A 24,741-nucleotide genomic window follows, 5' to 3' on the forward strand; every position below is an offset into this window, starting at 1 on the left:
TTAAATAAATTTATATTCGGGGGTTGACGACCTCTCAAACCATCCATAGAATGCGCGCCACTTGCAGCGTAAAGCACACAGCGAAACGCGGCAGGGAGTGAATGTTGTAGTGTGTCCCCTTCGTCTAGTGGCCTAGGACACCGCCCTTTCACGGCGGTAACAGGGGTTCGAGTCCCCTAGGGGACGCCAATGCGGGAATAGCTCAGTTGGTAGAGCACGACCTTGCCAAGGTCGGGGTCGCGAGTTCGAGTCTCGTTTCCCGCTCCAATTTTAAACAGCACTGCTTTCGGGCAGGGCTGAGTGAAACCAGAACCTGATCTTCGGAGACGGCTCTGGACACCGAAACACACACCATGTGTTCCGGGTAGCGTGTCCCCTTCGTCTAGTGGCCTAGGACACCGCCCTTTCACGGCGGTAACAGGGGTTCGAGTCCCCTAGGGGACGCCATTTGCGGGAATAGCTCAGTTGGTAGAGCACGACCTTGCCAAGGTCGGGGTCGCGAGTTCGAGTCTCGTTTCCCGCTCCAAATTCTAAAAGCGCCGCTCAGTGAGCGGCGTTTTTATTAGTGAAAGTTGTAGCCTGTCCCCTTCGTCTAGTGGCCTAGGACACCGCCCTTTCACGGCGGTAACAGGGGTTCGAGTCCCCTAGGGGACGCCATTGCGGGAATAGCTCAGTTGGTAGAGCACGACCTTGCCAAGGTCGGGGTCGCGAGTTCGAGTCTCGTTTCCCGCTCCAATTTCACAAAAACGCCGATCAGTGATGATCGGCGTTTTTGTTTGTGCAGCATTTTGCACGCAACAAAAAAGGACCTTCGGGTCCTTTTCTGTTTTCACGTCAGGCCCGCTGAATCACGGGCCCGTGTCTTATCAGAGCTTCGGCAGTTGGCCGACACGGCCCATCATCTCAGTGACGATCTGCAGGTCCAGCAGGAACTGGTCAACCGTCTTGAACTCACCGTCAGTATGGCCGGTGTATTTGACTTCAGGACGGGCCAGGCCGAACTGCACGCCGTTCGGCAAGTCATGCACCGAGGTCGCCCCGGCCGAGGTGCCGAACTCGTGCTTCATGCCCAGGTTCTCCGTGGCCACCGCCAACAGTGCTTTGACCCATTCGCCTTCCGGGTTGCGGTACATCGGTTCGTCGATCGAGTAGGTGAAGTCCGCGGCAACGTGGGTTTTCTTGCTCCAGGCGGCGAGTTTGTCAGCGATTTCCTTCTGCAGCACTTCTGGCGATTTACCCTTCGGCACGCGCAAGTTGACAGCCAGTTTGAAGGCCTTGTCGTCCACACCGACGTAGGTCAGCGAAGCAGTCAGCGGGCCCATGAACGAATCGGAGAAGCCGACGCCAAGTTTTTTCCCCAGATAATCCAGGCCCCAGTTGTTGGACGCATAGCGTACAGCGTCGGTGATCTGGTTGTGCTTGAGCGCCACCTTGCCGTCGAGACCGTTGATGAAGTCGAGCATCCGCGCGACCGGGTTGACGCCGGACTCGGGTTCGGAGGAGTGCGCGGACACACCGGTGACGCTCAGCTTGACGTCTTTGCCGTCAACTTTTGCCGCCACTTTGAAGTCGCCACCGTGTTTTTTCGCGTACTCGTTGCCGGCCTTCTGCAGGCTCGCCGCCAATTGCTCCGGCTTGTCGGTGACGAGGGTGGCGACCGAAACCGACGGAATCTGGTTGGTCGCCAGGCCGCCGGTCATCGAAGTGATTTCGGCGCCACTGCCTTCAGCCTTGCGCAGCGGGAAATTGGCCATGACCGTGCCGTAGCCTTTCTCGGCGATGACCACCGGGTAACCGCCATCCAGTGCCATGTTGTAGTTCGGCGTCGGGTTGTGTTCGAAGTAGTAGGGGATCGCGTCACCCGTGGTTTCTTCAGTGGTGTCCACCAGCAGTTTGAAGTTGCGTGCCAGTGGCAGCTTTTCTTCCTTGATCACTTTCATGGCGTACATGGCGACGACGATGCCGTTCTTGTCGTCCTCGGTGCCACGGCCATACATGCGGTCGCCGATCAACGTCACTTTGAATGGATCGAGTTTGGTGCCGTCCTTCAGCACCCAGTTTTCCGGGGTGACCGGTACCACGTCGGCATGCGCGTGAATGCCCACGACGTCATCGCCGCTGCCCTCGAGGGAAATTTCATAGACGCGGTTGTCGACGTTGCGGAATTTCAGGTTGAACGATTCGGCGAGGTTTTTGATCTTTTCGGCGATCTTGATGAACTCGGGATTGTCGTGCTGGGCCACGCCTTCTTTGCGGAAGGTCGGGATTTCCACCAGTTCGCGCAGCGTTTCCAGGGCGGCTTTGCCGTACTTGGCGCGGGTGTAGATGCCCAGCAGGCGATTGATCTCGTTCTGCTGCTCGGCGGTCAGGGTCTTGTTGTCGAGAAAACCATTGATCGCCGGGGCGAGGTTGTCGGTCTTGCCCGGATTGCTGTTCGCTACCGCACCGAGAAACTGACGAAAATCGCTGACCGTCGTATCGCTGAAGGCCTTGAGGATCGCAGCACTTTGCTCGGTGCTGATGTTGGCCTGGGCCGGCAGGGTGAACGACGAAAGACTGGCCAGAATCAGGCTGGCGGCAGCCAGACGCTTGAGGGAAAAATTCATTGCAGTGGGCATTCCTTTGCAGGCATTTGAAGGGAAGTGTTTGAAAGTTGAAACAAATCTTTTCCAAACTAACACCGCGAAGGTGTTGAAGGGGAGCCCCTGAAGTGGGATCCGTCGCACAGAAATGCAAAGGCGGCGCACAAACGAAAAAGGCCCGAGCAGTGTGCAACTGATCGGGCCTTGTCTTTGGGCGCAGCGTTTACATCGACAGCACCAGCCTGCCGGCGAACAGAATCAGGATCACGCCCATGCTGCGTTCGAACCAATGGCCCATGCGCATGAACAGGGTCCGCACCCGGCTGCTGGAAAAAAACAGTGCGACGATCACGAACCAGAGCGCGTTGACGAAGCACATCCACACCCCGTACAGCGCCTGGATGTTCAGCGGGGTAGTGGCGCTGATGATCGTGGTGAAGATCGCCAGGAAAAACAGCGTGGCCTTGGGGTTGGTGGCATTGGTCAGAAAACCGGTGCTGAACGCCTTGAACAGTGACTGCGCGACCAGCGGCTCGTCGGTATTGTTTTCACCCTCGAGCGTGGACTTCGGTTTACTGCGAATCAGGCTGATGCCGAGGTAAAAGATGTACGCGCCACCGATCACCTTGGCCACGGTCAGCAACCACGGCGTGGTGTGCATGAGCGCGCCAACGCCGAGCAAGGTGTAGAGAACGTGCACGGAAATGCCGGCGCCGATGCCCAGTGCGGTGCAGATGCCCACCAGTCGGCCGAAGCGTACGCTCTGGCGGATGGTCACGGCGAAGTCCGGGCCGGGAGCGACCACGGCCAGAAAGTGAATGGTGGCCAGTGCCAGAAACTCGCCCAGGTAGTTCGATAACATCTCAGCTCCAGAAGGTCAGGGGAGAAGCATTGCCGCGATAGCCGACAAAGAATGAAAGGCTCAGTCGCGGATCCGCTACGCCCGGCGTCACCGAGTGCATGCAGCGCGAATTGAACATGATGAAATCGCCCGGCTCCGGCCGCACTTCCAGGGTCGGTGGGCCGAGCAGCGCCGGGTCGATGCCGTAGCTGTCGCCGCGCATCTCGTCGAAGCGGTCCGGGCTGATATCGTCGTCCCACATCTGCAGTGCACCGCCCTCGGTCGGCATGTTCAGGTACACGTTGCAGGCAAACTGCGCTTCCAGGCTGCGGGCCTGAAAGCTGTCCGGGGCGTCCTTGGCGAAAATGTCGTGATGAGCGAGGAAACACACACCGGGTTTGACCACCCGCGACAGGCCGACATACATCTTGCGGCCATAGAGGTTTTCCAGATGAGCGCCGGCCGGCCAGGACTCGTCGAGCATGCAGCGCAGGGTATCGACCGGCGAGGAGTAGGGGGCGCAACGTTCGCGCAGTTCCGCGATGTTGCGGGTGGCGCGTTCGAAGTAGTCCTCGATCAGCAGCGGCTGGTTCTCCGCCTCGTAAAACGCCATGCCGATGCGGCCGATGCTCGGCGCGTTGATGTAGCCCTCAAAGCCCGGAGCCAGAATCTTGTCGCCAAGCTGAACCGCCAGCGGCTCCGGCAGAAAGCCTTTGACGCGGATGGCGAGGACTTCTTCGTTGGCCAGTTTTTTTATGCACGTCTCATCGAGACGCTCGACGTCTAGCATCATTGTTTTAGGTCCATCTATCGATAGTCAACGGAACCGGCGAGTGCGGTTCCCCCGGCGCCGGACGCTGCGCGAGGCAGCGCCCGAGATGCTTAATCCACGCTGTAGTGGACGGATAACGTGCCTTTCTTCTGCGAAAGGGAAGCGATCGTGACTGTGCCCAAATCCTTCAGGCTGCGTACATGGGTGCCACCACAACCGTAGGCCGGGAGCTCGCCAAAACCGATTTCCCGCGCGCCTTCGCGCAGCGAGGTCAGGCGGGGCAGGTCGTGTTCGATCCACTCACGAATACCGTACTGAACGGTTGGTGCGTCGACTTCCTGAGCAGCATCGCCCGGTTTGAACTGCACCCGACCTTCGTCCGGCCAGTGGTGCGCCTTGATCGGCGTCCAGCCCATGGCCTGCACGAAATGCCCGATCAGGTGCCCGGCTGAATGCATGCGGGTGTTGTAGCGGCGACGTTGTTCATCGACGTGGATGCAGGTCATGCCCAGTTTCACCGGACGGTCGACGTAATGCACGATCCGATCCGGCTCCTGGACCACGCGCAGCACCTGGCTTTCGCCGATCATGCCGGTATCGCAAGGCTGCCCACCGCCTTGCGGATGAAACAGCGTGGCGCGCAACACCACGGCATATTCGTTCTCGTGGGGCGTGCAGTCGAGGACTTCCACATTAGCCTTGAGGTCATCACTATGGAAAAAGAGGCGAAGCGTCATATTCCATGCCCTTATTAAAGTGTCTTTTTTTATTATATGAATCGTGCAATAACGTGATAATCCGTTCAAACATCAAAGGACTTGTGCGCTGTGAGCATCAATCTTCCGCTGCCACTGCTCGGTGAAATGGCGATCTTCGTCAAGGTCGTGGAGACCGGCAGTTTCTCCGAAGCCGCCCGCCAGCTGGGTTCCTCGCCGTCGGCGATCAGTCGCAGCATTTCCCGACTGGAAAAGGCTCTGGCCACGCGTTTGCTGCAGCGCACAACGCGCAAATTGCGCCTGAGTGATGGTGGTGAAGAGGTGTTCAAGCGCTGTCAGGAGATGGTCAGCGCCGCCAAGTCGGTGATGGAGATCAGTGGGCAGTTCACCCACGAGGCGGAAGGGCTGGTGCGGGTCAGTGTGCCGAAAGCGGTCGGACGCTTCGTGATTCATCCGCACATGCCCGAGTTTCTGCGGCGTTATCCAAAGGTCGATGTCGAGTTGCTGCTGGAAGACCGCCAGGTTGATTTGATTGACGATCATGTCGACCTGGCGATTCGAATTACGGACCGTCCGCCGGCCGGGCTGGTCGGGCGACAGTTGCTGACCATCGACCATTTGCTCTGCGCCACCCCGCAATACCTGGCCGACCACGGCACACCGACGCATCCGCATGATCTGCTCAATCACAGTTGTATCTATCTGGGAGAAACCCCGAGCGATGCCCGCTGGAAATTCAAGAAGGGCAGTAAAGCAGTGACGGTCGGCGTGCGTGGCCGCTATGCCGCCAACCACACCGGCGTGCGGCTCGGAGCCGTGTTGCAGCACATTGGTATCGGCAGCTTGCCGTACTTCACCGCGCGTTATGCGCTGGAGCAGAAACTGATTGTGCAGGTGCTGCCGGAGTGGACATTCCTCGCGTCCTATCACGGTGGGCTGTGGCTGCTGCATTCACCGACGCGTTATCTGCCGCCGAAGCTGCGGGTGTTCATCGACTATCTGGTGGAGTGCCTGGAGAAGGAGCCGACGTTGAGCAAGCCGGGCAAGGCGGGGGCGCCGAATAATCTGGCGATGGCGTATGAATTGCCGGAGAGCGAGGGGCTGCTTTAAAAGCAAAAGGTCACAGCCTGCGGCAGCTCCTACACAATCCCTGTAGGAGCTGCCGAAGGCTGCGATCTTTTGATCTTTGGACGCTTAGTGCTTGCTGTCCTGGGCAGACATCGCCAGCAGCTGTTTTTCCTGATTCCAGTCGAACGGTTCGTCGTTCTGTTCGGCTTCGTAGCGACGTTCTTCCAGTGCCTGATACAGGTCGATTTCTTCATCGGACAGGTAGTGCAGGCAGTCGCCAGCGAAGAACCACAGCAGATCCCGCGGGATCAGGTGGGCAATTTGCGGATAGCGGGTAATCACTTGGGTCAGGATGTCCTGGCCCAGGTACTGGCTTTCGATCGGATCGATCGGCAGGGATGCCAGCAGGTCGTCAAAGCGCTCCAGGAACAAGGCATGGCTTTCTTCGGGAACCTGATCGGCCTCACCTACGGCGACCAGGATACTGCGCAGGTGGTCGAGCAAAACAAGATGATCGGCAACGACGTTGGACACGAGATAAGTCCTCAAGAGCAAAACGGGCGCGGGAGTATAAAGCTCTCGCGCCCGTTTTTCACAAATAAACAGCTACACGGTCGTCAGCATCAGCGGACTTTGCCTTCTGCCTGTTTCAGTTCTTCCTTGTCGAAATCATCGACATCGATCACCTTGCGCCGAGCCGCTTCAGCATCGCGCAGGGTTTGCGCCTCCGCCGCTTGCAACACCCCGGCCTCCAGCGCGGCGTCGATAGCGTGTTCGCCCGCCGCCGGTTTGACCTGGCCGCTTTTCAGCGCAGTGTGCAGTTTCTTGTGCAACGGCTGGGCAGTATTCAGCAGATCGCTGGCGTGTTGCAGGGCACCCACGGCATCGTCGGCGGACTGCGGGCGATAGCAGCCGGCGAGCAGTTCTTCGAGGGTCGGATCGCCTTTGGCGCGACCGATCACCGCTGCCACTTCGGCACCGAGCTTGTCCGATGGGCCTTTGTGGCGACGGCCGAACGGGAACACGATCACCCGCAGCAGGCAGCCAAACACTTTGTTCGGGAAGTTGCTCAGCAGCTCATCCAGTGCGCGTTCCGACTGACCGAGGCTTTCTTCCATCGCCCAACGGAACAGCGGCTCCATATGCGCCGGCGAATCCAGGTCGTGATAACGCTTGAGCGCAGCGGAGGCCAGGTACAGGTTGCTCAACACGTCGCCGAGACGCGCCGACAGGCGTTCGCGACGCTTCAGTTCACCACCCAGCAACATCATGCTGAAGTCGGCGAGCATGGCGAACGCTGCCGCCTGCCGATTGAGTGCGCGGAAATAACCTTGGCTGATCCTGTCCCCTGGCGCATGTTCGAAGTGGCCAAAGCCCAGGTTCAGCACCAAGGTGCTGGCGGCGTTGCCGACGGCAAAACCGATGTGCTTGAGCAGCAGGCCATCGAATTCTTTCAGTGCCTGTTCCTTGTCTTCACGGCCGGCGAGGGCCATTTCCTTGAGCACGAAGGGATGGCAGCGAATGGCGCCCTGACCGAAGATCATCAGGTTGCGCGAAAGGATGTTGGCGCCTTCCACGGTGATGAAGATCGGCGCGCCGTTCCAGCTGCGCCCGAGGTAATTGTTCGGACCCATGATGATCGCCTTGCCGCCGTGCACATCCATGGCGTGGGTGATGCACTCGCGGCCGCGTTCGGTCAGGTGGTACTTGAGAATCGCCGACAGCACCGACGGTTTTTCGCCCAGATCCACTGCGTTGGCAGTCAGCATCCGTGCGGCGTCCATCATCCAGGCGTTGCCGCCGATACGCGCCATGGCTTCCTGAATGCCTTCGAAGGCCGACAGTGGAACGTTGAACTGCTCACGAATCTGCGCGTACTGACCGGTCACCAGACTGGTGAACTTGGCCGCGCCAGTGCCGACGGCTGGCAGCGAAATCGAACGCCCGACCGACAGGCAGTTCATCAGCATCATCCAGCCCTTGCCGAGCATTTCCTGGCCGCCGATGAGATAGTCCAGCGGGATGAATACGTCTTTGCCCGAGTTCGGGCCGTTCATGAACGCGGCGCCCAGTGGCAGGTGCCGACGGCCGATTTCCACGCCTGGGGTATCGGTGGGGATCAGCGCCAGACTGATGCCGAGATCTTCCTTGTCGCCCAGCAGATGCTCCGGGTCATAGGCTTTGAAGGCCAGACCGAGCAGGGTCGCCACCGGACCGAGGGTGATGTAGCGTTTTTCCCAGTTCAGGCGCAGACCGATGACTTCCTGGCCGTCCCATTGACCTTTGCAGATGATTCCGGTGTCCGGCATGGCGCCAGCATCGGAACCGGCCAGCGGACCGGTGAGGGCGAAGCACGGAATATCGTCGCCACGGGCCAGTCGGGGCAGGTAGTGATTGCGCTGTTCCTCGGTGCCGTAATGCAGCAGCAGTTCGGCCGGGCCGAGGGAGTTAGGCACCATTACGGTGGAGGCGAGGTCGCCGCTGCGGGTGGCGAGTTTCATCGCCACTTGCGAGTGGGCATAGGCGGAAAAGCCCTTGCCACCGAATTCCTTGGGGATGATCAGGGCGAAGAAGCCGTGTTCCTTGATGTGGCTCCAGGCTTCTGGCGGCAGGTCCATCGACTGGCCGATCTGCCAGTCAGTGACCATCGCGCAGAGCTCTTCGGTGGGGCCGTCGATAAAGGCCTGCTCCTCTTCGCTCAGTTGCGCTTTCGGGTAGGACAGCAGCTTGTCCCAGTCCGGACGGCCGCTGAACAGCTCGCCGTCCCACCAGACGGTACCGGCATCGATTGCGTCGCGTTCGGTCTGCGACATCGGCGGCAGGGTTTTCTGGAACCAGTTGAACAGCGGCGCGGTGAAGTGTTTGCGGCGCAGGTCAGGCAGCAGCAACGGCGCGGCAACCACCGCGAGCACGACCCACAGCACCAGCAGCAACCAGCCCGGGGCATGGCTGAAAATACCCATCGCCAGTAGGTAAGTGGCGACGATGCCCAACGCGGGCAGCGGGGCGATGCGGCGGTAAGCGAGGTACGCCACACCGACGATCAGAACCAGTATCCACAACAACAGCATATGTAATCCTCCGTGAACCAAGGCCAACCGACCCACCAGAGCTTAGACGGCATCTGTAAAACGGGTGGTCAGAACATGGTGATTGAACTCGTGGGAAACCCCGGATGGTTTTCGTAGGTTCGGTGGGCAACACCCGTGGGAAATCGTTCGCCATTCCCGCGTCTTCGCGTGCATGTTTGGCCGAAACGTCGTTATCTCTGTGCTTGAGCTGTCGCTAGACTCGGGGCTCCCCCAGGAGAACATCGTCATGCGCGAGTATCTGAGTCCCGGCCGCTTCATCGATAGTGACCACCCGGCGGTGGTGGAGTTCGCCGAACAGCACCGCGGTGCCAGCCGCGACCCGCTCGAGCAGGCGCTTGGTCTCTATTACGCCGTACGTGAAGCGGTGCGTTACAACCCGTACACCTTCAGCCTCGACCCGCAGACCCTGTGTGGCAGCCATGCGTTGGCGACCGGAGAAAGTTATTGCGTGCCCAAGGCCACCTTGCTGGCCGGGTGTGCACGGCATTGCGGCATTCCCGCACGCATCGGTCTGGCCGACGTCAGGAATCACCTGTCGACCCCGCGTTTGCTGGAGCTGTTGCGCAGCGATGTGTTCGCCATGCACGGCTACACCGAGCTGTTCCTTAATGACCGTTGGGTCAAGGCCACGCCGGCCTTCAACCAGCAACTCTGCGAACTGTTCAATGTCGCACCGTTGGACTTTGACGGCATCAATGACAGCGTTTTCCACCCGTACAACCGAGACGGCGCGTTGCTGATGGAGTATCTGGTCGATCACGGGCAGTTCGCCGATGTGCCGGAACAGTTCTTCTTCGAACATCTGGAAAAGTGCTACCCGCACCTGTTCGGCGAACATCAGGTGAAGGTGCTGGGCGATATGCAGAGTGATTTGAGCCGCACATGATCCGGCGTATGCTGCCTGCCCACGCATTGGAAAAGAGGCGGTCATGCTGAAGATCTGGGGACGGAAAAACTCATCGAATGTCAGGAAGCCACTGTGGGCCGCCGAGGAGCTTGGCCTGGCTTATCAGGCGATTGACGCCGGTGGCGCTTTCGGGGTGGTCGACACACCTGAATATCGTGCGATGAACCCGAACGGCCGGGTCCCGGTGATCGAGGATGACGGCTTCGTGCTGTGGGAATCGAATGCGATCGTCCGTTACCTGCTGGCCAAACATGCGCCGAACAGCCAATGGTTTCCGGCAGACCTGCAAGCCCGGGCCATCGCCGACAAATGGATGGACTGGACCACCTCGAGTTTTGCCGGACCCTTCCGTACCGTGTTCTGGGGTGTGCTGCGTACGCCAGCGGACCAGCAGGACTGGCCGGCGATCAACGCCGCGATCAAAGAATGCACGGCGCTGCTGGCCATGGCCGATCAGGCCCTCGCCAGCGAGCCATACCTGTCCGGCCGCGAAATCGGCATGGGCGATATTCCCCTCGGCAGTTTCATTTATGCCTGGTTCGAGATGCCCATCGACCGTGCCGCGCAGCCGCATCTGGAGGCCTGGTACGCACGTTTGAAGCAGCGTCCGGCTTATCAGAAAGCGGTCATGACCGCGTTGACTTGATAATAACTATCGACACTCTTGACTGTACTTGTGTGGCGGCGGCAAGCACCATTGCGTTCACGCGCCGTGGTTGTTTTGTTCGCCGCCCGGCCCAATCTTTCCTTTTCTTCCCTTCTTGGTGCGTAAATCCGATATGAGTTCCGCTCTGTCCATCCGGCAGCTAACCAAAACCTACGGCAACGGGTTCCAGGCCTTGAGTGGTATCGATCTGGACGTCGCCGAAGGTGACTTTTTCGCCTGGCTCGGCCCCAATGGCGCGGGCAAATCCACGACCATCGGCATTCTCTCGACCCTGGTCAACAAGACCAGCGGCACGGTGAATATCTTCGGTCATGACCTGGACAAGAACCCCGCCGCGCTCAAGCGCTCGATCGGCGTGGTGCCCCAGGAATTCAACTTCAACCAGTTCGAAAAGACCTTCGACATCGTCGTGACCCAGGCCGGTTACTACGGCATTCCGGCGAAAGTCGCCAAGGAGCGCGCCGAGCAGTACCTGACCCAGCTTGGCCTGTGGGACAAGCGCGATGTACCGTCGCGCTCGCTGTCCGGCGGCATGAAGCGGCGTCTGATGATTGCCCGCGCCCTGGTGCATGAGCCGCGCCTGCTGATCCTCGATGAGCCGACCGCAGGCGTCGACATCGAACTGCGTCGTTCGATGTGGACATTCCTCACCGAGCTGAACCAGAAAGGCATCACCATCATCCTCACCACGCATTATCTGGAAGAGGCTGAGCAGTTGTGCCGCAACATCGGCATCATCGACCACGGCACCATCGTCGAGAACACCAGCATGAAACAGCTGCTGGGCCAATTGCACGTCGAGACCTTCCTGCTGGATCTGAAAAACGACTTGCACGCTGCGCCACAATTGATCGGCTATCCCGCGCGGTTGCTCGACGGCCATACGCTGGAGGTCCAGGTCGACAAATCCATGGGCATCACCGCGCTGTTCACTCAGTTGGCGCAACAGAACATCGAAGTGCTGAGCCTGCGTAACAAAACCAATCGCCTTGAGGAGCTGTTCGTGTCCCTGGTGGAGAAAAATCTGTCGAAGGTGGCGGTATGAGTTCCGAATTGCGCCCCAACCTCGTCGCCCTCAATACCATCGTTTACCGTGAAGTTCGGCGTTTTACCCGGATCTGGCCGCAGACTCTGCTGCCGCCGGCGATCACCATGGTTCTGTATTTCGTGATCTTCGGTAACCTGATCGGCAAGCAGATCGGCGGCATGGGTGGCTTCAGTTACATGGAGTACATCGTGCCGGGGCTGATCATGATGTCGGTGATTACCAACTCCTACGGCAACGTGGTCTCGAGCTTCTTCGGCAGCAAGTTCCAGCGTTCCATCGAGGAACTGATGGTCTCGCCGGTGTCGCCGCACACCATTCTGATCGGCTACACCATCGGCGGCGTGCTGCGTGGTCTGATGGTCGGGGTGATCGTGACCATCCTGTCGCTGTTCTTCACCCATCTGCAGGTGCATCACCTTGGCGTGACCTTGTTGGTGGTGATTCTGACCGCGACGATCTTCTCGCTGCTGGGCTTCATCAACGCGGTGTTTGCGCGCAACTTCGATGACATCTCGATCATCCCGACGTTTGTGCTGACGCCGCTGACCTACCTCGGTGGCGTGTTCTACTCGATCACCTTGCTGCCGCCGTTCTGGCAGACCGTGTCGCTGGCCAATCCGGTGCTGCACATGGTCAACGCCTTCCGCTACGGCATTCTCGGGGTGTCGGATATCCGCATCGGTATCGCGATCACCTTCATGCTGGTGGCGACCGTGGTGTTGTACCTCGGTTGTGCGCGGTTGCTGGTGAGTGGGCGCGGAATGCGGACCTGATCCGATACCAAGTCGCTGCCATCGCGGGCAAGCCCGCTCCCACAGGGATTTGTGTCGTTCAAATAATTTCGGGCAAACCAGATTCTGTGGGAGCGGGCTTGCCCGCGATGGGGCCCATTCAGACGCTACAAAAAACGGCCTCCCACTGCGGAGGCCGTTTTGCATTCAATGCATGCGGTTTTTTTTGCGCCGCGCCCATTGCCGCGCCACCCACCAGCGCCAGTACAGCATCACCGTGAAGTAGGCGAGGATGCCCAGAAGCAGTCCGCATACCACCGACCCCAGCAAAAACGGCTGCCACATGGTCGAGAGCTCTCCGCTGATCCATTCCCAGGTCAAGGAGTCGGGCAGGGTGCGAGCGGGCACATTCATCAACCAGGCTCCGGCCTGATAAGTACAGAAAAACACCGCCGGCATGGTGATCGGGTTGGTCAGCCACACGAGGCTGACGGCAATCGGCATGTTGCCGCGCACGGTGATCGCCAGTGCCGCCGCCACCAGCATCTGCGCCGGAATCGGCAGGAACGCGGCGAACAGGCCGACGGCCATCGCCCGGGCCACCGAGTGCCGATTGAGGTGCCAGAGGTTCGGGTCATGCAGCAACTTGCCGAGAAAGCGTAAGGATTTGTGTTCCCTGATGCTCGTCGGGTCGGGCATGTAACGTTTGAATAAGCGCCGGGGCATAAGGCTTCTCGGTCGGTTAAGGCGGCAAGTATGTCTGGATTCTACGAAGCGCCCATTCAGACTTTGTGACAATTGTTGACGACGACCCGCCCTCATACCAGCTACGCCTAATGCAGGAACTCTCAAGGACGGGCTTATGCGCACAGGGATGATGGCGCTGGCAGTCGGTCTGCTGGTTCCGGTTTTTTTGCCGGTTTTACCGCCGGTCGGGTTGATGATGTTGTTGCCGTTGGTGGGACTGATGTTGCTGCCGTTTCGCAGCTATCCCCTGGCGTTTCTGCTATTCGGTTTCACTTGGGCGTGCGTCAGTGCGCAATGGGCGTTGAATGATCGCCTGCCGGAAGCGCTTGACGGCGAAACCCGTTGGGTCGAAGGGCGGGTGGTCGGTTTGCCGCAAACCAGCGAGGGCGTGGTGCGGTTCGAGTTGGCCGATGCCCGCTCGCGACACGAAAAATTGCCGTCGTTGATGCGTCTGGCGTGGTACGCCGGGCCGCCGCTCAACAGCGGTGAGCGCTGGCGCCTGGCGGTGAAGCTCAGGCGCCCGAGTGGCCTGCTCAATCCCGATGCGTTCGATTACGAAGCGTGGCTACTGGCGCAACGCATCGGCGCGACCGGCACGATCAAGGACGGTCAGCGCTTGGCCGAGGCAGGTTGGGCGTGGCGCGACAGCATTCGCCAGCGCTTGCTTGAAGTGGACACGCAGGGCCGGGGCGGTGCATTGGCGGCGCTGGTGCTCGGTGACGGCTCCGGGCTCAGTCGCGAGGATTGGCAGATCCTGCAGGACACCGGCACCGTGCATCTGCTGGTGATTTCCGGTCAACACATCGGGATGTTGGCGGCGGTCGTGTATCTGCTGATCGCCGGGCTGGCGCGCTATGGCTGGTGGCCGCTGCGCTGGCCCTGGCTGCCATGGGCCTGTGGGCTGGCGTTTGCCGCAGCGCTCGGCTACGGCTTGCTCGCCGGGTTCGATGTGCCGGTGCAACGGGCCTGCGTAATGGTCGGGCTGGTGTTGTTGTGGCGCCTGCGCTTTCGACATCTCGGCGCGTGGTGGCCGCTGTTGCTGGCCTTCAATGCGCTGCTGTTATTCGATCCGTTGGCCAGCTTGCGTCCCGGTTTGTGGCTGTCGTTCGCCGCGGTGGGGATTTTGATTTTTACCTTCGGCGGGCGCCTCGGCGCGTGGACATGGTGGCAGACCTGGACGCGCGCGCAATGGCTGATTGCGCTGGGGCTGTGCCCGGTGTTGCTGGCGCTGAACCTGCCGATCAGCCTCAGCGGACCCTTGGCGAATCTGCTGGCGGTGCCGTGGGTCAGTCTGCTGGTGCTGCCACCGGCGCTGCTCGGCACGCTATTGTTGCCGGTGCCCTACGTCGGTGCAGGCTTGTTGTGGCTGGCCGGTGGTTTGATCGACTGGCTGTTTCGTGGCTTGTCGGTGATCGCCGGCGCCTGGCCGGCATGGATCTCACCGTCGCTGCCGTGGTGGACCTTGTTGACTGGCAGTCTCGGGGCCGTATTGTTGCTGTTGCCGCGCGGTCTGCCATTGCAACCATTGGGCTGGCCGTTGCTGTTGATTTTGCTGGCGCCGCCTCGCGAGCGGGTGGCCGAGGGACTGGCTGATATCTGGCAACTCGATGTCGGTCAGGGCCTGGCGATCCTGATCCGCACGCGTCATCACACGCTGCTCTACGACGCCGGTCCACGTTTCGGCGATTTCGATCTGGGGCAGCGGGTGGTGTTGCCGGCGCTGCACAAACTGGGGGTTGAACGCATCGACCTGATGCTGCTCAGTCATGCCGATGCCGACCATGCCGGTGGTGCGCTGGCGGTATCGCGGGGCCTGAAAGTGACGCGGGTGATCAGCGGCGATCCTCCGGGGCTGCCCGCCATCCTGCGGGCCGACGCCTGTGAAAGCGGACGTCAATGGCAGTGGGACGGGGTGCGGTTTCAACTGTGGCAGTGGTCGGCGGCCCATGACAGCAATCAGCGCTCCTGCGTGTTGCAGATCGAGGCCAATGGCGAGCGTCTGCTGCTGACAGGCGATATCGACACGGCTGCCGAACGGGCTCTGCTGAAGAGTCCGTTGGCGCTGCCGACGCATTGGCTGCAAGCGCCGCATCATGGCAGTCGCAGTTCGTCTTCAATGGCACTGCTTCGGGCTCTGAGGCCGCATTCGGTGCTGATTTCCCGTGGGCAGGGCAATTCGTTCGGGCATCCGCATCCGCTGGTGCTGGCGCGTTATCGCCAGCAAGGGCTGCGCATCTACGACAGCGCGCAGCACGGCGCCATTCATCTGCGCCTGGGCGGCTTTCAGGCGCCATGGCTGATGCGTCAACAGCGGCGTTTCTGGCGGTGATACACCATTGATCGCGGGATCGCCGAGTGCGGCATCAGGTCGTCGGGGCAGCGGGTCTTAATCGCGAACCGGTATGGTAAAGTGGCGCACTTTTTCGAGGGGACTGTCACTGTGTGGGAATTGGTCAAATCCGGCGGCTGGATGATGTTGCCGATCATTCTGAGTTCCATCGCGGCCATGGCGATTGTCGCCGAGCGCCTGTGGACCCTGCGCGCCAGCCGCGTCACCCCCGAGCATCTGCTGGGCCAGGTCTGGGTCTGGATCAAGGACAAGCAGCTCAATAAAGAAAAGCTCAAGGAATTGCGCGCCAACTCGCCGCTGGGTGAAATTCTCGCCGCGGGCCTGGCCAACTCCAAACATGGTCGCGAGATCATGAAGGAATGCATCGAAGAAGCCGCGGCGCGGGTGATTCACGAGCTCGAACGCTACGTCAACGCGCTGGGCACCATTGCTGCCATGTCGCCGTTGCTGGGGCTGTTGGGCACGGTGTTGGGCATGATCGACATTTTCAGCGCTTTCACCGGTTCGGGCATGACTACTAATGCCTCGGTCCTGGCCGGCGGTATTTCCAAGGCGCTGATTACCACGGCGGCGGGCCTGATGGTCGGTATTCCGTCGGTGTTCTTCCACCGTTTCCTGCAGCGCCGCATTGATGAGCTGGTGGTGGGCATGGAGCAGGAAGCGATCAAACTGGTCGAAGTGGTGCAGGGCGACCGTGACGTCGATCTGGCCGGGGACAAAGCGTGAAATTCCGTCGCAAACCCCGGGAAACGATCGACATCAACCTCGCGTCGCTGATCGACGTGGTGTTCATCCTGTTGCTGTTTTTCGTCGTGACCACCACCTTCACCCGCGAAACCCAGCTACGTGTCGATCTGCCGGAATCGGTCAGCGGCTCGCCTGCCGAAGACCAGCAGCTCAAGCAACTGGACGTCGCGATCAGCGCCGAAGGTGTGTTCTCGGTGAACAACAAGATTCTGCCGAAGAACGACCTGGCGACGCTGATGGAAGCCATGCAGAAAGAAGCCAACGGTGACACCAACATGCCGTTGTCGATCAGTGCCGACGGCAAGACCCAACACCAATCGGTGATCACCGCCATGGATGCGGCCGGCAAGCTCGGTTTCAGCCATCTGCGCATGACCACGGTCGAGGCGGCGCCCAAATCCTGATGAGCCTGTCCGATCGTTTGCTCGCCGCTTGGTATCAGGGGCATCCGGCCCTGACGCTGCTGCGGCCGCTGGAAATGCTCTACCGCCGCGTAGTGGTCAACAAGCGCCAGCGCTTTCTCGACGGTGAAGGCCCGATCTATCAGCCGCCGGTGCCGTTGATCGTGGTCGGCAACATCACGGTGGGCGGCACCGGCAAGACGCCGATGATCCTGTGGTTGATCGAGCATTGCCGCCGTGCCGGCCTGCGCGTCGGCGTGGTCAGTCGTGGTTACGGCGCCAAACCACCGCAACTGCCATGGCGGGTCACCGCCGAGCAGGGCGCCGATATCGCCGGCGACGAACCGCTGTTGATCGTGCAGCGCACCGGCGTACCGCTGATGATCGACCCTGATCGCAGCGCAGCGGTCAAAGCCTTGCTCGCCAGTGAACCGCTGGATCTGATCCTCTCCGACGACGGCATGCAGCATTACCGTCTGGCGCGGGATCTGGAGCTGGTACTGATCGACGCCGCCCGAGGTTTGGGCAACAAACGCTGCCTGCCGGCAGGCCCGTTGCGCGAGCCGATCGAGCGCCTGCAAAGCGTCGATGGCGTACTGTTCAACGGTGCCACGGCGGATCGTGAAGAGGGTTTCGCCTTTCACCTGCAGCCGACGTCGCTGGTCAATCTGCGCAGCGGCGAGCGCCAGCCGCTGGCGCATTTTGCGCCCGGTCAATCAGTGCACGCGGTGGCCGGGATCGGCAATCCGCAACGTTTCTTCAATACCCTCGAAGCGCTAGACTGGCGGGCAATCCCCCATGCGTTTGCCGACCACGCCGAGTACAGCGTGCAGGCCTTGAATTTCACACCGTCATTGCCGTTGGTGATGACCGAGAAGGATGCGGTGAAGTGCCGTGCCTTCGCGGCTGACGACTGGTGGTATCTGGCGGTCGATGCCGTGCCGTCTCCGGCCTTCGTGGCCTGGTTCGACACCCAGTTGATGCGCCTGTTGCCCAATCGTCTTTTGCCTTAACTCTTTATCCAGGGAATGTTCATGGACACCAAATTGCTCGATATCCTCGCGTGCCCGATCTGCAAAGGCCCGCTCAAGCTCAGCGCCGACAAGACCGAACTGATCAGCAAGGGCGCCGGTCTGGCCTATCCGATCCGCGACGGCATCCCGGTGATGCTCGAAAGCGAAGCGCGCACCTTGACCACCGACGAGCGTCTGGATAAATGACCACTGCTTTCACCGTTGTCATCCCGTCGCGCTACGCCTCGACCCGCCTGCCGGGCAAACCGCTGCTGGATATCGCCGGCAAGCCGATGATCCAGCACGTCTGGGAACAGGCGAGCAAAAGCAGCGCCAGCCGTGTGGTGGTGGCGACGGACGATGCGCGCATCGTCGAAGCCTGCAAGGCGTTCGGCGCCGAAGTGGTGCTGACCCGTGAGGACCACAATTCCGGCACCGACCGTCTGGCGGAAGTCGCCGCCAAACTGGGCCTCGCGCCGGACGCGATCGTGGTCAACGTCCAGGGCGATGAACCGTTGATCCCGCCAAGCGTGATCGATCAGGTCGCCGCCAACCTCGCGGCCCACACCGAAGCGCGCATGGCCACCCTGGCCGAGCCGATCGAAGACGTCGAAACCCTGTTCAACCCCAACGTAGTCAAGGTCGTCAGCGACATTAACGGTCTGGCGCTGACCTTCAGTCGCGCCACCTTGCCGTGGGCCCGCGATGCTTTCGCCAAGAGCCGTGACGTGTTGCCGGAAGGCGTGCCGTACCGTCGCCACATCGGCATTTATGCCTACCGCGCCGGCTTCCTTCAGGACTTTGTGAGCTGGGGCCCGTGCTGGCTGGAAAACACTGAATCGCTGGAACAGCTGCGTGCTCTGTGGCATGGCGTGCGGATTCATGTGGCCGATGCGTTGATCGCGCCGCCAACCGGGGTCGACACCGTTGAAGACCTCGAGCGCGTTCGTCGCCTGCTGGAGGCCTGATGCGCGTTCTGTTCGTGTGCCTGGGCAACATCTGCCGTTCGCCCACCGCTGAAGGCGTGTTGCGCCACAAACTGCGCGCAGCGGGGCTGGCGGATCAGGTCGAAGTGGCCTCCGCCGGCACCGGTGACTGGCACGTCGGCAATCCGCCGGACAAACGCAGCCAGGCCGCAGCCAAAGTGCGCGGTTATGACCTGTCGGCGCAACGCGCGCAGCAGGTCAGCCGTGCCGATTTCGCCAGTTACGACCTGATTCTGGCCATGGACCACAGCAATCTGCGCAACCTCAAGGCCTTGCAACCGTCCACCGGCAAGGCCGAACTGGACCTGTTCCTGCGCCGTTACGCCGGTGTGGTCGATGAAGTGCCGGATCCGTACTACGACGGCGATCAGGGCTTCGAGCAGGTGCTGGACCTGATCGAAGCGGCGTGTGACCAACTGTTGATCGAAGTGAAGGGCCGGTTATGAGTTTGCAGCTTCAATCACAGGTTTCGCTGAAACCGTTCAACAGTTTTGGCGTCGACGTTCGCGCGCAGTTGTTCGCCGAGGCGCACAGCGACGCCGACGTCCACGAAGCACTGGCCTACGCGACTGCCCATGACGTGCCGTTGCTGGTGATCGGCGGCGGCAGCAACCTGCTGCTGACTGCAGATATTCCGGCGCTGGTGCTGCGCATGGCGACCCGAGGCATTCGGCTGATCAGTGACGACGGCAATCGTGTAGTGATCGAAGCCGAAGCCGGCGAGCCGTGGCATCCGTTCGTGCAGCACACGCTGGCGCAGGGTTTTTCCGGTCTGGAAAACCTCAGCCTGATCCCCGGCACTGTTGGCGCGGCGCCGATGCAGAACATCGGCGCCTACGGCGTTGAGATCAAGGATGTGTTCGCCGGGCTGACCGCGCTGAACCGCCAGACCGGCGAACTGCGCGACTTCAGCCTGGAGGAGTGCAACTTCGCCTACCGCGACAGTCTGTTCAAGCAGCAGCCGGGACGTTGGCTGATCCTGCGGGTGCGCTTCAAGCTTGATCGTGTCGCGCATCTGCATTTGGAATACGGCCCGGTGCGCCAGCGCCTGACTGAGCAGGGCATTGAGCAACCAACGCCGAGCGACGTCAGCCGCGCAATCTGCAGTATCCGCAGCGAAAAACTGCCGGACCCGGCGGTGCTCGGCAATGCCGGCAGTTTCTTCAAGAATCCACTGGTGTCGGCCGCACTGGTCGAGCAGATCAAGGCGCAGCACCCGGATCTGGTGGCCTATGCGCAAGCGGACGGGCAGATGAAACTGGCCGCCGGCTGGTTGATCGAGCGCGCTGGCTGGAAAGGTTTCCGCGAGGCCGATGCCGGCGTGCATAAATTGCAGGCGCTGGTGCTGGTCAACTACGGCACCGCCACCGGCCTGCAATTGCTGGAGCTGGCGCAACGCATCCAGAAAGATATTGCCGAACGTTTCAATGTCGAGCTGGAAATGGAGCCGAACCGTTATTGAGGCTACGCTTCAAGTCGGTATCCAAAGCCCTGCACTGAGCGAAAGTGCAGGGCTTTTTTGTTAACGGTGGGTTAACTTAGCCAGCTAACGATAAGCGTCATTTGCTCCACCAAAGGCCCGGTGCAGACGTTCGCGTCGGCACAAGAGAGCCCATTAGCCTGAGTCGATCTGCGTGAATCACCGCCAGTTCTGCTCGACCCCATAACCACTAATATGCGGGCGTGCCCATGATTACCCTGAAATTAAACGGTCAAGACCATTCCCTCGATGTCACGGAAGACATGCCGCTGTTGTGGGCTATTCGTGATGTCGCCGGTTACAACGGCACCAAATTCGGCTGCGGCATGGGCCTGTGCGGTGCCTGCACCATTCACATCGACGGCTTGCCGGCGCGCAGTTGCATTACGCCGATCGGCTCGGTGATCGGGCAGAACGTCAGCACCATCGACAATCTGCACGCCGATCCGGTTGGACAAGTCGTTCAGCAAGCCTGGCTCGACAGCGCCGTGGCGCAGTGCGGTTTCTGTCAGGGCGGGCAGATCATGTCTGCCACGGCGTTGCTTAAAACCAATCCGAATCCGAGCGATGAGCAGATCGAAGAGGCAATGGTCGGCAATATTTGCCGGTGCGGCACGTATAACCGGATCAAGACCGCGATCCGTCAGGCTTCAACTCACCTGAAGGAGGCCAAGGCATGAGCCGCTTGCCGAATGATTTCGCCCTGTGCAATCTCAGCCGCCGCGGTTTTCTCAAAGGCGTCGGCGCCACGGGCGCATTGGTGCTGGCCGCGAGCTGGGGCTGGCAGGATGCATTGGCTGAAGACGCGCCGAAGAAGTTTGGCGCTGATGGCATGCCCAACGGCTGGATCGACGATCCCAAGGTTTACGTGAGCATTGCCGCAGACGGCACGGTCACCGTGGTCTGCAACCGCTCGGAAATGGGCCAGGGTGTGCGCACCAGCCTGACCATGGTGGTCGCCGATGAACTGGACGCCGATTGGGCCAAGGTCAAAGTGCAGCAGGCGCCGGGCGATGAAGTGCGGTTCGGCAACCAGGACACTGACGGTTCACGCAGCATGCGTCACTGGTATGAACCGATGCGCCGTTGCGGCGCGGCGGCCCGGACCATGCTGGAACAAGCCGCCGCTGCGCAGTGGCAGGTGCCGGTGGGCGAGTGCCATGCGCAGTTGCACAAAGTGCTGCACACACCGTCCGGCCGCGAGCTGGGTTACGGCGAACTTGCCGCCGCAGCCAGCGCGCTGGCGGTGCCGGCCCGTGACAGCTTGCGCCTCAAGCAGCCGTCGGAGTTTCGCTACATCGGCAAGGAAGGCACCAAGGCCATCGACGGTGACGACATCGTCAACGGGCGCGCGGTGTACGGCGCCGACGTGCATTTCGACGGCATGCTCTACGCGACCATCGCCCGTCCGGCGGTGTACGGCGGCAAGGTCAAGTCGCTGGATGACAGCGCCGCGCTGAAGGTTCCGGGTGTGCTGAAGGTCATGCAGATCGAAAGCCGTCCGCTGCCTTCGGAATTCCAGCCGCTGGGCGGCGTAGCGGTGATTGCCAGCAATACCTGGGCGGCGATCAAGGGCCGCGAGGCGCTGAAAATCGAATGGGACGACGGCCCCAATGCCAGTTATGACTCGATCGCTTATCGCAAGGAACTGGAAGCGGCGTCGCGCAAACCCGGCAAAGTGGTGCGCAACACCGGTGATATCGACAAGGCACTGAGCGGCGCTGCCAGTAGCCTCGAAGCCTCCTACTATTTGCCGCATCTGGCGCAGGCACCGATGGAGCCGATGGTCGCCATCGCTCGCTACGACAAAGGTGTGTGTGAAGCGTGGGCGCCGAGCCAGGCGCCGCAGGTGACTCGCGAGCGCATCGCCGAGCGCCTGGGGCTGCCGTTCGACAATGTCACCTTCAACGTCACGCTGCTCGGTGGCGGTTTCGGCCGTAAATCCAAGCCGGATTTCGTCGTCGAAGCGGCGATCCTTGCCAAGGAGTTCCCCGGTAAAGCCGTGCGAGTGCAATGGACCCGCGAAGATGACATCCATAACTCGTATTTCCACACAGTGTCCGCCGAGTATTTGAAGGCGGCTGTCGGCAAGGACGGCATGCCGTCCGGCTGGCTGCACCGCACCGTGGCGCCGAGCATTACTGCGCTGTTTGCTCCGGGCATGAACCATGAGGCGGCGTTCGAGCTGGGCATGGGCTTTACCAACATGGCCTACGCGATTCCCAACGTGCGTCTGGAAAACCCCGAAGCCACGGTGCATACCCGCGTCGGCTGGTATCGCTCGGTGTCGAACATTCCTCACGGGTTTGCGATTCAGAGTTTTGTCGATGAACTGGCGCACAAGGCCGGCGTCGATCCACTCAAATATCAGATCAAGTTGCTCGGCCCGGATCGGCAGATCGATCCACGCACCCTGAGTGAGGAGTGGAACTACGGCGAATCCCCCGAGCGCTATCCGATCGACACCGGACGCATGCGCACGGTACTGGAAACTGCGGCCAAGGCTGCCGGTTGGGGACGTCAGTTGCCCAAGGGCCGTGGTCTGGGTCTGGCGGTGCATTACAGCTTCGTCACCTATGTGGCGGCGGTGATCGAAGTCGAGGTCAAGGACGACGGTACGCTGATCGTGCACAAGGCTGACATCGCCGTCGATTGCGGGCCGCAGATCAACCCGGAACGCATCCGCTCGCAGTTCGAAGGCGCTTGTGTGATGGGCCTGGGCAACGCGGTGCTGGGTGAAATCAGCTTCAAGGACGGCAAGGTCCAGCAGGACAACTTCCATATGTACGAAGTGGCGCGCATGTCGCTGGCGCCGAGGGCAATCGCGGTGCATTTGGTGGCGCCGCCGGGCGACGTGCCGTTGGGTGGTGTCGGTGAACCCGGCGTGCCACCGATTGCGCCGGCGCTGTGTAACGCCATCTTCGCTGCCACCGGCCAGCGCATCCGCAACCTGCCGGTGCGTTATCAGTTGCAGGGTTGGCAGAAGGCGCAAGCGTGATGGACTGCGCCGATCTCAACGTTCTGCGCAGCGTGCTCGAATGGCGCCGCGCCGGGCAGCGAGTGGTGCTGTTCAGCGTGGTGCAGACCTGGGGCACCGCGCCCCGGGCGCCGGGTGCGATGCTCGCGTTGCGCGAGGACGGCGTGGTGATTGGCTCGGTGTCGGGCGGTTGTGTCGAGGATGACTTGATCGCCCGTCTGCACGACGGGCGCATCGCCAGCGACGGGCCACCGGTGCAGCTGATTACTTATGGCGTCACCCGCGAGGAGGCTGCGCGCTTTGGCTTGCCCTGTGGCGGCACGTTGCGTCTGACCGAAGAGCTGGTCGCTGATCCGGCGTGGGTCGCCGAATTGCTCGCGCGGTGCGAGGCGCATGAAATTGTCGCCCGTGAGCTGAACATCGAAACCGGTGAAGTGGTGCTATCAGCGGCGAGCAAATCCGATGTGCTGGCATTCGACGGCAAGACCCTGCGCGCCATTTATGGCCCGCGCTGGCGTCTGTTGTTGATCGGTGCCGGGCAGCTGTCGCGCTACGTGGCGGACATGGCCCGGCTGCTGGATTTCGAAGTGCTGATTTGCGATCCGCGTACCGAGTTCGTCTACGGTTGGGAAGAGCATCACGGGCGCTTTGTCCCGGGCATGCCGGATGACGCTGTAATAAGCATTCAGACGGACGAACGCACAGCCATTGTCGCGCTGACCCACGACCCACGTCTGGATGATATGGCGTTGCTTACGGCGCTCGATTCGCCGGCCTTCTATGTCGGTGCACTCGGCTCTCGGGTCAACAGTCAGAAACGCCGGGACAATCTGGCTCAGCTAGGCTTGTCAGAATCAGCCATTGCGCGATTGCATGGGCCGATCGGTCTGCACATCGGCAGCCATTCACCGGCGGAGATTGCCCTGTCGTTGTTGGCGGAGATTGTGGCGATCAAGAATGGTGTCGAGTTGAAACAGAAGAAAGCCGTGGAGGGCGCATGAGTCGATCCATCGCAGTGATCGTATTGGCGGCGGGCGAGGGCAGTCGCTTTCGCCAGGTTGCCGGTGCCGACAAGGACAAGTTGCTGGCCGATTGCACCGGGCGTGATGGCGCGGTGCGCTCGGTGATCGAGCAAGTGTTGCTGAATCTGCCGGCCAACCTCGACAAGCGGGTGCTGGTGACCACTGAAGCACGGCCGCAGGCGATGCGCATGGCTCAGGCTTATAGCTGTGACGTGGTCTCGATTGAATCGAGCGGGATGGGTGACAGCATTGCGGCGGGCGTTGCCGCCTGCCCCGAGGCGGATGGCTGGCTGATCGTGTTGGGGGACATGCCGTTTATTTTGCCGTCGAGCATTGAGCGGGTGGTGGCGGCAATGACCGATGACGCGGTTAGTGTGCCGGTGCAGGAGGGCGAATTTGGCCATCCGGTGGGGTTTGGGCGTTCGTTCGGGCCGGGCTTGCAGGCCTTGAGTGGTGATCGCGGCGCCAGGCCTTTGTTCAAGCAGGGCAGGGTGATTGAGGTAGCGGTGGATGATCCCGGGGTGTTGTGGGATATCGATGTGCCAGAAGCGTTGGTGTTCAAATAAAGCCAGATCAAAAGATCGCAGCCTTCGG

The 24,741-nt window shown here is 61.0% G+C and carries 24 protein-coding genes and 6 tRNA genes; 23 read left to right on the forward strand and 7 right to left on the reverse strand.

Annotated features, from left to right (window positions below):
• The first annotated feature begins 113 nt into the window (after positions 1–113).
• From KVQ82_RS08750 to KVQ82_RS08775, 6 genes are all read left to right on the forward strand, one after another.
• Positions 114–189, forward strand: a tRNA-Glu gene (locus KVQ82_RS08750).
• Between the two features lie 2 nt (positions 190–191).
• Positions 192–267: transfer RNA gene (locus KVQ82_RS08755), tRNA-Gly, on the forward strand.
• Between the two features lie 104 nt (positions 268–371).
• Positions 372–447, forward strand: a tRNA-Glu gene (locus KVQ82_RS08760).
• 3 nt (positions 448–450) lie between these two features.
• Positions 451–526: transfer RNA gene (locus tag KVQ82_RS08765), tRNA-Gly, on the forward strand.
• 55 nt (positions 527–581) lie between these two features.
• Positions 582–657, forward strand: a tRNA-Glu gene (locus KVQ82_RS08770).
• 2 nt (positions 658–659) lie between these two features.
• Positions 660–735, forward strand: a tRNA-Gly gene (locus KVQ82_RS08775).
• A 131-nt stretch (positions 736–866) separates the two neighbouring features.
• On the opposite strand, the gene KVQ82_RS08780 is transcribed toward KVQ82_RS08775, so the two are convergent.
• The 4 genes from KVQ82_RS08780 to KVQ82_RS08795 form a co-directional block, all read right to left on the reverse strand.
• Positions 867–2,606, reverse strand: a complete 1,740-nt coding sequence (locus KVQ82_RS08780; RefSeq protein ID WP_222018633.1) for a dipeptidase — start codon at positions 2,604–2,606, stop codon at positions 867–869.
• A gap of 199 nt (positions 2,607–2,805) precedes the next feature.
• Positions 2,806–3,444, reverse strand: coding sequence for a LysE family translocator (locus tag KVQ82_RS08785; RefSeq protein ID WP_041069074.1), 639 nt, complete (start codon positions 3,442–3,444; stop codon positions 2,806–2,808).
• 1 nt (position 3,445) lies between these two features.
• Entirely contained in the window at positions 3,446–4,216 is a 771-nt protein-coding gene (locus tag KVQ82_RS08790) for a 2OG-Fe(II) oxygenase (protein ID WP_095668580.1), read from the reverse strand.
• An 89-nt stretch (positions 4,217–4,305) separates the two neighbouring features.
• Complete coding sequence (locus KVQ82_RS08795; protein WP_222018634.1) at positions 4,306–4,932, reverse strand: alanyl-tRNA editing protein; 627 nt, start codon at positions 4,930–4,932, stop codon at positions 4,306–4,308.
• A 90-nt stretch (positions 4,933–5,022) separates the two neighbouring features.
• On the opposite strand from KVQ82_RS08795, the gene KVQ82_RS08800 reads away from it, so the two are divergent.
• Positions 5,023–6,021 (forward strand): LysR family transcriptional regulator, encoded by a 999-nt coding sequence (locus KVQ82_RS08800; protein WP_041069083.1) that lies wholly within the window; start codon positions 5,023–5,025, stop codon positions 6,019–6,021.
• 84 nt (positions 6,022–6,105) lie between these two features.
• Here the strand turns inward: KVQ82_RS08800 and KVQ82_RS08805 are convergent, their stop codons facing one another.
• On the reverse strand, positions 6,106–6,513 hold the full coding sequence (locus KVQ82_RS08805) for a PA2817 family protein (protein WP_222018635.1): 408 nt from the start codon (positions 6,511–6,513) through the stop codon (positions 6,106–6,108).
• An 89-nt stretch (positions 6,514–6,602) separates the two neighbouring features.
• On the reverse strand, positions 6,603–9,050 hold the full coding sequence (locus KVQ82_RS08810; protein WP_222018636.1) for an acyl-CoA dehydrogenase: 2,448 nt from the start codon (positions 9,048–9,050) through the stop codon (positions 6,603–6,605).
• A gap of 247 nt (positions 9,051–9,297) precedes the next feature.
• On the opposite strand from KVQ82_RS08810, the gene KVQ82_RS08815 reads away from it, so the two are divergent.
• The 4 genes from KVQ82_RS08815 to KVQ82_RS08830 all read left to right on the forward strand — a co-directional run bounded on the left by KVQ82_RS08815 (position 9,298) and on the right by KVQ82_RS08830 (position 12,466).
• Positions 9,298–9,957: a transglutaminase family protein gene (locus KVQ82_RS08815; protein ID WP_222018637.1), complete on the forward strand. Its 660-nt coding sequence runs from the start codon at positions 9,298–9,300 to the stop codon at positions 9,955–9,957.
• A 43-nt stretch (positions 9,958–10,000) separates the two neighbouring features.
• Positions 10,001–10,624 carry a glutathione S-transferase family protein gene (locus KVQ82_RS08820; RefSeq protein ID WP_222018638.1) on the forward strand — a complete coding sequence of 208 codons (624 nt, stop codon included), beginning with the start codon at positions 10,001–10,003 and terminating at the stop codon, positions 10,622–10,624.
• A gap of 133 nt (positions 10,625–10,757) precedes the next feature.
• Positions 10,758–11,690 (forward strand): ABC transporter ATP-binding protein, encoded by a 933-nt coding sequence (locus KVQ82_RS08825; RefSeq protein ID WP_222018639.1) that lies wholly within the window; start codon positions 10,758–10,760, stop codon positions 11,688–11,690.
• Entirely contained in the window at positions 11,687–12,466 is a 780-nt protein-coding gene (locus KVQ82_RS08830) for an ABC transporter permease (protein ID WP_041069097.1), read from the forward strand. The genes KVQ82_RS08825 and KVQ82_RS08830 overlap by 4 nt, the downstream gene beginning before the upstream one ends.
• Positions 12,467–12,631: 165 nt before the next feature.
• On the opposite strand, the gene KVQ82_RS08835 is transcribed toward KVQ82_RS08830, so the two are convergent.
• Positions 12,632–13,150, reverse strand: a complete 519-nt coding sequence (locus tag KVQ82_RS08835) for a DUF2062 domain-containing protein (RefSeq protein WP_041069099.1) — start codon at positions 13,148–13,150, stop codon at positions 12,632–12,634.
• Positions 13,151–13,286: 136 nt separating this feature from the next.
• Between KVQ82_RS08835 and KVQ82_RS08840 the strand changes: the two genes are divergently transcribed.
• From KVQ82_RS08840 to KVQ82_RS08895, 12 genes are all read left to right on the forward strand, one after another.
• Positions 13,287–15,500, forward strand: coding sequence for a DNA internalization-related competence protein ComEC/Rec2 (locus KVQ82_RS08840; protein WP_222018640.1), 2,214 nt, complete (start codon positions 13,287–13,289; stop codon positions 15,498–15,500).
• 111 nt (positions 15,501–15,611) lie between these two features.
• Positions 15,612–16,247, forward strand: a complete 636-nt coding sequence (locus KVQ82_RS08845; RefSeq protein WP_003227083.1) for a MotA/TolQ/ExbB proton channel family protein — start codon at positions 15,612–15,614, stop codon at positions 16,245–16,247.
• On the forward strand, positions 16,244–16,672 hold the full coding sequence (locus KVQ82_RS08850; RefSeq protein WP_027612340.1) for a biopolymer transporter ExbD: 429 nt from the start codon (positions 16,244–16,246) through the stop codon (positions 16,670–16,672). Before KVQ82_RS08845 ends, KVQ82_RS08850 begins: the two co-directional genes overlap by 4 nt.
• A complete protein-coding gene (gene lpxK, locus KVQ82_RS08855) occupies positions 16,672–17,682 on the forward strand; it encodes a tetraacyldisaccharide 4'-kinase (RefSeq protein ID WP_222018641.1) in 1,011 nt (336 codons plus the stop codon). Before KVQ82_RS08850 ends, lpxK begins: the two co-directional genes overlap by 1 nt.
• 21 nt (positions 17,683–17,703) lie before the next feature.
• Complete coding sequence (locus tag KVQ82_RS08860) at positions 17,704–17,889, forward strand: Trm112 family protein (RefSeq protein ID WP_003174668.1); 186 nt, start codon at positions 17,704–17,706, stop codon at positions 17,887–17,889.
• On the forward strand, positions 17,886–18,650 hold the full coding sequence (kdsB, locus tag KVQ82_RS08865; RefSeq protein WP_047295688.1) for a 3-deoxy-manno-octulosonate cytidylyltransferase: 765 nt from the start codon (positions 17,886–17,888) through the stop codon (positions 18,648–18,650). Before KVQ82_RS08860 ends, kdsB begins: the two co-directional genes overlap by 4 nt.
• Positions 18,650–19,114 (forward strand): low molecular weight protein-tyrosine-phosphatase, encoded by a 465-nt coding sequence (locus KVQ82_RS08870; protein ID WP_041069125.1) that lies wholly within the window; start codon positions 18,650–18,652, stop codon positions 19,112–19,114. Before kdsB ends, KVQ82_RS08870 begins: the two co-directional genes overlap by 1 nt.
• Positions 19,111–20,130 carry a UDP-N-acetylmuramate dehydrogenase gene (murB, locus tag KVQ82_RS08875; RefSeq protein WP_108183492.1) on the forward strand — a complete coding sequence of 340 codons (1,020 nt, stop codon included), beginning with the start codon at positions 19,111–19,113 and terminating at the stop codon, positions 20,128–20,130. Before KVQ82_RS08870 ends, murB begins: the two co-directional genes overlap by 4 nt.
• 227 nt (positions 20,131–20,357) lie before the next feature.
• Positions 20,358–20,828, forward strand: coding sequence for a (2Fe-2S)-binding protein (locus KVQ82_RS08880; protein ID WP_145594289.1), 471 nt, complete (start codon positions 20,358–20,360; stop codon positions 20,826–20,828).
• Positions 20,825–23,146: a xanthine dehydrogenase family protein molybdopterin-binding subunit gene (locus tag KVQ82_RS08885; protein ID WP_222018642.1), complete on the forward strand. Its 2,322-nt coding sequence runs from the start codon at positions 20,825–20,827 to the stop codon at positions 23,144–23,146. Before KVQ82_RS08880 ends, KVQ82_RS08885 begins: the two co-directional genes overlap by 4 nt.
• Positions 23,146–24,126 (forward strand): XdhC family protein, encoded by a 981-nt coding sequence (locus KVQ82_RS08890; RefSeq protein ID WP_222018643.1) that lies wholly within the window; start codon positions 23,146–23,148, stop codon positions 24,124–24,126. Before KVQ82_RS08885 ends, KVQ82_RS08890 begins: the two co-directional genes overlap by 1 nt.
• Complete coding sequence (locus KVQ82_RS08895; RefSeq protein WP_041069139.1) at positions 24,123–24,713, forward strand: nucleotidyltransferase family protein; 591 nt, start codon at positions 24,123–24,125, stop codon at positions 24,711–24,713. The genes KVQ82_RS08890 and KVQ82_RS08895 overlap by 4 nt, the downstream gene beginning before the upstream one ends.
• The last annotated feature ends 28 nt before the right edge of the window (positions 24,714–24,741 follow it).

This window comes from Pseudomonas sp. AO-1 (assembly GCF_019775695.1).
Lineage (GTDB): Bacteria > Pseudomonadota > Gammaproteobacteria > Pseudomonadales > Pseudomonadaceae > Aquipseudomonas > Aquipseudomonas parakoreensis.